This is a genomic window from Streptomyces sp. ID05-39B (assembly GCF_033794725.1).
Lineage (GTDB): Bacteria > Actinomycetota > Actinomycetes > Streptomycetales > Streptomycetaceae > Streptomyces > Streptomyces bobili.
In genome coordinates, this window is the sequence record NZ_JARGEF010000344.1 from 1 (window position 1) to 6,626 (window position 6,626).

At 72.4% G+C, this 6,626-nt stretch carries 8 protein-coding genes; 6 read left to right on the forward strand and 2 right to left on the reverse strand.

Going from position 1 to position 6,626, the window contains the following annotated elements; all coding sequences use genetic code 11:
* Positions 1-214 precede the first annotated feature (214 nt).
* The gene (locus P1P75_RS38400) at positions 215-1,060 is read left to right on the forward strand and encodes a hypothetical protein (protein ID WP_319264142.1); all 846 of its coding nucleotides are present in this window, start codon (positions 215-217) and stop codon (positions 1,058-1,060) included.
* Positions 1,057-2,259, forward strand: coding sequence for a type VII secretion-associated serine protease mycosin (mycP, locus tag P1P75_RS38405; RefSeq protein WP_319264133.1), 1,203 nt, complete (start codon positions 1,057-1,059; stop codon positions 2,257-2,259). The genes P1P75_RS38400 and mycP overlap by 4 nt, the downstream gene beginning before the upstream one ends.
* A gap of 32 nt (positions 2,260-2,291) precedes the next feature.
* Here mycP and P1P75_RS38410 read toward each other — a convergent pair whose 3' ends face one another.
* On the reverse strand, positions 2,292-3,317 hold the full coding sequence (locus P1P75_RS38410; protein ID WP_319264136.1) for a serine hydrolase: 1,026 nt from the start codon (positions 3,315-3,317) through the stop codon (positions 2,292-2,294).
* 150 nt (positions 3,318-3,467) lie between these two features.
* On the opposite strand from P1P75_RS38410, the gene P1P75_RS38415 reads away from it, so the two are divergent.
* A complete protein-coding gene (locus tag P1P75_RS38415) occupies positions 3,468-4,199 on the forward strand; it encodes an SseB family protein (RefSeq protein ID WP_319264137.1) in 732 nt (243 codons plus the stop codon).
* Between the two features lie 15 nt (positions 4,200-4,214).
* Here P1P75_RS38415 and P1P75_RS38420 read toward each other — a convergent pair whose 3' ends face one another.
* The gene (locus P1P75_RS38420) at positions 4,215-4,592 is read right to left on the reverse strand and encodes a DUF1844 domain-containing protein (RefSeq protein WP_073499624.1); all 378 of its coding nucleotides are present in this window, start codon (positions 4,590-4,592) and stop codon (positions 4,215-4,217) included.
* A 382-nt stretch (positions 4,593-4,974) separates the two neighbouring features.
* On the opposite strand from P1P75_RS38420, the gene infC reads away from it, so the two are divergent.
* The 3 genes from infC to rplT all read left to right on the forward strand — a co-directional run bounded on the left by infC (position 4,975) and on the right by rplT (position 6,480).
* Positions 4,975-5,694 carry a translation initiation factor IF-3 gene (gene infC / locus P1P75_RS38425; protein WP_319264139.1) on the forward strand — a complete coding sequence of 240 codons (720 nt, stop codon included), beginning with the start codon at positions 4,975-4,977 and terminating at the stop codon, positions 5,692-5,694.
* Positions 5,695-5,803: 109 nt separating this feature from the next.
* Positions 5,804-5,998, forward strand: coding sequence for a 50S ribosomal protein L35 (gene rpmI / locus P1P75_RS38430; RefSeq protein ID WP_073499621.1), 195 nt, complete (start codon positions 5,804-5,806; stop codon positions 5,996-5,998).
* A 98-nt stretch (positions 5,999-6,096) separates the two neighbouring features.
* The gene (gene rplT, locus P1P75_RS38435) at positions 6,097-6,480 is read left to right on the forward strand and encodes a 50S ribosomal protein L20 (RefSeq protein ID WP_319264140.1); all 384 of its coding nucleotides are present in this window, start codon (positions 6,097-6,099) and stop codon (positions 6,478-6,480) included.
* Positions 6,481-6,626: the final 146 nt, after the last annotated feature.

The following is a 6,626-nucleotide window of genomic DNA, read 5'->3' on the forward strand; positions in this document are numbered from 1 at the left end:
CCCCGGTACCGCCTGGACGCCGCTCCCGCGGGCCTGGGTGCCCGCACCCGGGCAGCACCAGGACGGGCTGTCCACCGCCGTGCCCGGCCGGCACCCGGAGGAGGACGCGCGGCCCGCCTGGAGTCCCGCCACGCCGCTGCGGCATCCGGACTTCGACGCCCCGCCCCCGCCCGCCGAGGCCGGACCCGACCCCGCGCTGTCATGGAGCGCTCCCATGACGCCGGGCGGCGCACCGGGTGCCACGCGGCCCGTCGTGACGTTCGCGCGGCCCGAGGGATTCGGCGACACGCCACGCGCGGGGTGGATGAGGCTGCGCGGGCACACCGTCGCGGCGGCAGCCTGTGTGGTCCTCGGACTCGGCCTCATCGGCGGTGCGGTCACCGGCAGTTGGCTCGTCGGCGACCCGGCGGACGCGGGCGAGCCCGGCGTCTACGCCACCGCGGGCGGCCTGTGGCACGGCGTGCCCGTCGACCAGCTGTTCCCGCCCACCGTGGACGGACAGGGCGCGGGCCCCGGCGGCGCCGACCGCACCTGGACACGGATCGCCGTCGCCCCGGACAGCGGCTGCGCCGGAGCCTTCGACCCGCTGCTCGCCAAGGCGCTCGCCCCGGTCGGCTGCGCCCGCCTGCTGCGCGCGACCTACACCGACGCCACCCGAAGCCACGTCACCACGGTCGGCATGCTGTTCACCAACGCCGACGCGGCAGGCATGCGTGCCCTCGACACCAGGTTCGACAGGGAAGGCCTGGCCCGCCGCACCGACCTGATGCCGCGCCCGTACGCGGCGAAGGGCACGGTCGCCGCCGCCTTCGGCGACGGGCAGCGCGCCTCCTGGACGGTGTCCGTCCTCACCGACGCCCCCGTCGTCGTCTACGCGGTCTCCGGCTGGGCCGACGGCCGTACGGTCGCCACCCCGCAGTCCGCCGTGGAGGCCACCGCGTCCGGCGCATCCACCGCCGTTGCCCAGGCGGGCGTGGGCCACGAGTCGAAGGGCCTCGCCGACCGTATCGAGCGCGGCCTGCGCAAGGCCGCCGTATCGCCCTCGGAGCCACCCTCATGAGCGGGCGCCGACTGTGCCGGGCCGGTGTGCTGAGCTGTCTGCTGGCCGCCGCGGTGGCCCTGGTGCCGCCCAGCACCGCCTACGCGGACGGCATCCGGGCCAAGCAGTGGGCCCTGGAGGCCCTGCACACCGAGGAGGCCTGGGGGACCACCAGGGGCAAGGGCATGACGGTCGCCGTCCTGGACACCGGCGTCGAGTCCGACCACCCCGACCTCGACGGCAACGTCCTCACCGGCAAGGACATGGTCGGCTTCGGCGCCGGACCCGGCGACCGGGCCTGGGCCCGCCACGGCACCGCGATGGCCGGCATCATCGCCGGTCACGGCCATGGCTACGCCGGCGGCGACGGCGTCATGGGCATCGCGCCGGAAGCGAAGATCCTCCCCGTCCGGGTGATCCTGGAGGACGGCGACCCGTCCCGCACCAAGGCCCGCAACACCCGCGGCAACGCCCTCGCCGAGGGCATCCGCTGGGCCGCCGACCAGGGCGCCGACGTCATCAACCTCTCCCTCGGCGACGACTCCGCCTCGGCCCATCCGGAACCCGCCGAGGACGAGGCGGTCCAGTACGCGCTGAAGAAGGGCTCGGTCGTCGTCGCCTCGGCCGGCAACGGCGGCGAGAAGGGCGACCACATCTCCTACCCGGCGGCCTACCCGGGTGTCATCGCCGTGACCGCCGTCGACCGCTACGGCACCCGCGCCTCCTTCTCCACCCGCCGCTGGTACGCCACGGTCAGCGCCCCCGGCGTCGACGTCGTCATCGCCGACCCGGACCACAAGTACTACGAGGGGTGGGGCACCTCCGCCGCCGCGGCCTTCGTCTCCGGTGCCGTCGCCCTCGTCAAGGCAGCCCACCCGGACCTGACCCCGGCACAGATCAAGAAGCTGCTGGAGGACACCGCCCGCAACTCTCCCACCGGCGGCCGCGACGACTCCCGCGGCTTCGGCTTCATCGACCCGGCCGCCGCGATCAGGGCCGCCGCCGGCCTCGCACCCGAGGACCTGCGCCCGGCGGCGTACGGCGAGAAGTACTTCGGCCCCGGCCCGGACGAGGAGAAGACCGACGAAGCGGCCTCGGGCTGGGCCGGGCCGCTCGCGGGCGGCACCGGCGGAGTGCTGCTGGTCGCCGCCGTGGTCCTGTGGCGGGGCCGCCGCACCCGCGCCCGCGAGGACCGGCAGCAGCGCTACGACGCCTTCTGAGCCGGCAGGCGGTACGGCCCGTCCCGGCCCCGTCAGGCGTCCGTGAACGCGGACATCGCCGCCTCGGCCGCCGCCTCCACCAGCGCGATGCCCCGCGCCTGCGTCGCGTTGCCGTCCGACAGCACGGCCACCAGGCAGTCGTGCCCGCCGGACGTCACCCGCCCGATGCTGTTGACGTCCCACAGCCCCGTCGCCGTCCGCGGCAGCCAGCCGTTCTTCAGGGCCCACGCGGACCCGTCGGCGACCGCCGAGACACCCCAGTGCTGACCCGCCGCGATCCGCCCCATCAGCCCCTGGAGGTACGTGCGCGAGGCCTCGCTCAGTTCGGAGCCGGTCGAGTCGGTGCCGAAGACCTGCCGCAGCAGCGTCAGCTGGTCGGCGGCCGTGGTCCGGGTCAGCCCCCACAGCAGGCCGTCGCCGCCCTCGGTACCGGTGAGCCCGAACCGTTCGTTCGCCGCGTCGAGCCCCGCCGCGCCGCCGACGGAGTTCCACAGGGCCGTCGCCGAGTCGTTGTCGCTGCTCTCGATCATCGCGGTCGCGTACGCCTTCTCACCGGCCGTGAGGCGACGACCGGCGTCCTGCGCCTGAAGCAGCAGCGCCGCAAGAATGTCCACCTTGACGATGCTCGCCGTGTCGAAGGCACCCGTGCCGTGGACGGCACTCAGTCCGGAGCCGACGTCCAGCACGGCCACGGACACCCGCGCCGCGTCCGGCACGGTCACCGATGCCATCGCCTTCGCCAGCAGGGCGGCGGGGTCCGCAACGGACCCCGCCGCCTCCGACCCCACCGCCTCCGGCACCTGGGCCTCCGACGCTGCGGCCTCCGGCTCGGACCGGGTCACGGACTCCACCGGCACCTCCTCGCTCGCCGACGCGGAGGGCGTCGGCGCCGCCGACGATACGGCGCCCGGACCCGAGTGCGCCTGCGCCTTCACGTACACCGTCCCGGCCGCCGAGGCACCCAGCACGGCCACCGAGGCGAGCGCACAGTACAGAAGGGGACGACGGTGCCCGGACGGACGAGCGCGGCTGCCGCGGCGTGCTCTGGAGGACTCCATGTCCGTGATGCTGGAGGCACCGACTGTGCGCCTCGTCAGACGCAGGTCAGATGTACGTCAGCGATGCCTGAGAAACCTGTGAAAGCGGTCACCGCCGTGTTTCCGGGCCCGCACAACCCCAGCAGTTTCCCCCCGATAGGGTCGGTGACCGTGGCGAACAAGAACATTCCCGACCCCGGCTTCTCCGACGACGAGGGCTCCGCCGACCCGGCGCTGAGCGCGGCGCTCGCCGCCTGGGCCGAGGACCGCACCGCCGTGGGACCCGTGCTGGCGGCGCTCCAGGGCGCCCGGCTGCTCGTCCCCGTCGTCGCCGTGCTCGGGGAGGTCGAGGAGGACGAGCACGGGCTGCGCCGCGAGAAGACGAGCGACATGGCCGTACCGACCCTGAAGGCCGGTCACCGCACGGCCCTGCCGGCCTTCACCTCCACCGCGTCCCTGGCCCGCTGGGACCCGCAGGCCCGTCCCGTCGCCGTACCCCTGCACCAGGCCCTCCAGGCCGCCGCCCACGAGAAGGCCGACACGGTCGTCCTCGACCTGGCCGGGCCGGTCGCCTTCGAACTGACGGGGGCCGCCCTGCTGGCACTCGCCGAGGGCCGCACCACGACCGACCCGCTGGCCGACCCTGCGGTCGTCGAGGCCGTACGGGCCGCCGTGGCCGCCGAGCCGGCCGTCCTGAGCGCGCACCTGGCGCCGGGCCGGGCCGACGGCACGCTGGCCCTGGTCCTCGCCCCGCACGCCGCTCCCGCCGAGGCCGCGCGGGCCGTGGCGGAGCGCATCGCCGCCGACGAAACACTGAGGGCCCGCCTGGTGCGCGGCCTCGACCTGGCACTCCTGCCGGCCGGAACCACCCCTCCGGGCGAGCCCCTCTACGTACGCGACTGATCCGGACGGCAGGCCCTAGCCGTACACCGGCCCGGTGTACTTCTCGCCCGGACCCTGGCCCGGCTCGTCCGGGACGAGCGACGCCTCGCGGAAGGCCAGCTGGAGCGACTTCAGGCCGTCGCGCAGCGGTGCCGCGTGGAAGGAGCTGATCTCGGTCGTGCTCGCGTCCAGCAGGCCGGCGAGGGCGGTGACCAGCTTGCGGGCCTCGTCCAGGTCCTTGTACTTGTCGCCCTCGTCGGTCAGACCGAGCTTCACCGCGGCCGCGCTCATCAGGTTGACGGCGACCGTCACGATCACCTCGACCGCCGGGACCTCGGCGATGTCGCGGGTCATCTCGTCGAAACCGGCGGTGCCGGAGGGCTCGGGGCTGTCCGAGGGGGAGGTCTCACTCATGCCCCACACGATAGGGCCCGCCGTACGCCCTCTTGACAGCAGGAGGCGGGAGACACCGGATTCGCGCACGCGTGAACCAGCTGCTAATCTCGTGTAACGACCGGTCGGACACGCGTGCCCTTCAAGCAGGTGGATCCGGCCCACAAGTGGAGGCTCCGAACTCCCACCCGACCACCCTCCGGGGCGGCGGGTCACCCCGGTCAGGCGGCCCCCATCGTTCCGTACGGACGATGGAGTCGCCCGGTAGTGCGCCCCGCGATCCTCGCGGCGGTGCTCCGGTAGTGCTTGGAGCCCCGCATGTGATCGTTGGGGCATTTTTTGTGCTTCGGCGTGGTTGGCAACCATCGAACACAGACGTTACGCGGCCGTTCGCCAGACTGCCGTGTGGTGCTACCGAGGAGGATCCATCAGCGCCGAGCCCCGCATCAACGACCGGATTCGCGTTCCAGAGGTGCGACTTGTCGGTCCCAGTGGCGAGCAGGTCGGCATCGTGCCGCTCGCGAAGGCACTGGAGCTTGCCCAGGAGTACGACCTGGACCTGGTCGAGGTGGCGGCAACCGCCCGCCCGCCCGTGTGCAAGCTCATGGACTACGGGAAGTTCAAGTACGAGTCGGCCATGAAGGCCCGTGAGGCGCGCAAGAACCAGGCGCACACGGTCATCAAGGAGATGAAGCTCCGGCCGAAGATCGACCCGCACGACTACGACACCAAAAAGGGTCACGTCGTCCGGTTCCTCAAGCAGGGCGACAAGGTCAAGATCACGATCATGTTCCGCGGTCGTGAGCAGTCCCGCCCCGAACTGGGCTACCGACTGCTGCAGCGTCTGGCGGAGGACGTCCAGGACCTCGGGTTCATCGAGTCGAACCCGAAGCAGGACGGCCGAAACATGATCATGGTTCTCGGTCCGCACAAGAAGAAGACCGAGGCGATGGCCGAGGCTCGCCAGGCTCAGGAAGCCCGCAAGGCCGAAGCGAAGGCCAACCCGGGCCGCTCGCAGAACGCCGCGGACTCCGACGCCGTGAACGCCGAGGAGTCAGAGGGGTCCGAGGGTTCCGTGGAGTCCCAGGAGCCCGAGTCCGCCGAGGCCTCCGCCGAGGCGTGACCTCCCAGGACGTCAGTCCCAGGACGTAACCCATACAAGCGACGCTCCACCCGTGCCCGGTTTTCACGACCGGGCACCGGAGCGCCACCGACGAGGAGAGAACGGCGCTATGCCGAAGAACAAGTCGCACAGCGGTGCCAGCAAGCGCTTCAAGATCACCGGCTCCGGCAAGGTGCTCCGTGAGCGCGCCGGCAAGCGCCACCTGCTCGAGCACAAGTCGTCGCGCGTGACGCGTCGCCTCACCGGCACCGCCGAGATGGCCCCCGGCGACGCCAAGAAGATCAAGAAGCTTCTCGGCAAGTGACGTACGGGCGCCTCGCCGCCGTACGTACGTCTGAACCGGGACCCAATCGTTTCCGGGTCGTGTGAGTCCCACCACGGCCCCGCTACAAGGAGTTAAAAGTGGCACGCGTCAAGCGGGCAGTCAACGCCCACAAGAAGCGCCGGGCGATCCTCGAGGCGGCCTCCGGCTACCGCGGTCAGCGTTCGCGCCTGTACCGCAAGGCCAAGGAGCAGGTCACCCACTCGCTGGTCTACAACTACAACGACCGCAAGAAGCGCAAGGGTGACTTCCGCCGGCTGTGGATCCAGCGCATCAACGCCGCTGCCCGCGCCAACGGCATCACGTACAACCGTTTCATCCAGGGTCTGAACGCCGCGAGCGTCGAGGTCGACCGCAAGATCCTGGCCGAGCTGGCCGTCAACGACCCGACCGCGTTCGCCGCGCTCGTCGAGGTCGCCCAGAAGGCGCTGCCCTCGGACGTGAACGCGCCGAAGGCTGCGTGACGCCGCGCCGGCCGAGCCGGCAGTGACATGACCCGGACCCGTAGGCGAACGCCGCCTGCGGGTCCGAGTGCGTCCGGCCCGAGTTCTTCCGGGGCGAAAGAAGCCGGGGCCCGCCCCCCCCTGCCAATCCACCGAAGGTGAAGATG

Bases quoted from the DNA above. Each gene is read 5' to 3' on its own strand.
- P1P75_RS38420 (WP_073499624.1), bottom strand. From the start codon at position 4,592: ATGAGTGAGACCTCCCCCTCGGACAGCCCCGAGCCCTCCGGCACCGCC.
- rpmI (WP_073499621.1), top strand. From the start codon at position 5,804: ATGCCGAAGAACAAGTCGCACAGCGGTGCCAGCAAGCGCTTCAAGATC.
- mycP (WP_319264133.1), top strand. From the start codon at position 1,057: ATGAGCGGGCGCCGACTGTGCCGGGCCGGTGTGCTGAGCTGTCTGCTG.
- P1P75_RS38400 (WP_319264142.1), top strand. From the start codon at position 215: ATGACGCCGGGCGGCGCACCGGGTGCCACGCGGCCCGTCGTGACGTTC.
- P1P75_RS38410 (WP_319264136.1), bottom strand. From the start codon at position 3,317: ATGGAGTCCTCCAGAGCACGCCGCGGCAGCCGCGCTCGTCCGTCCGGG.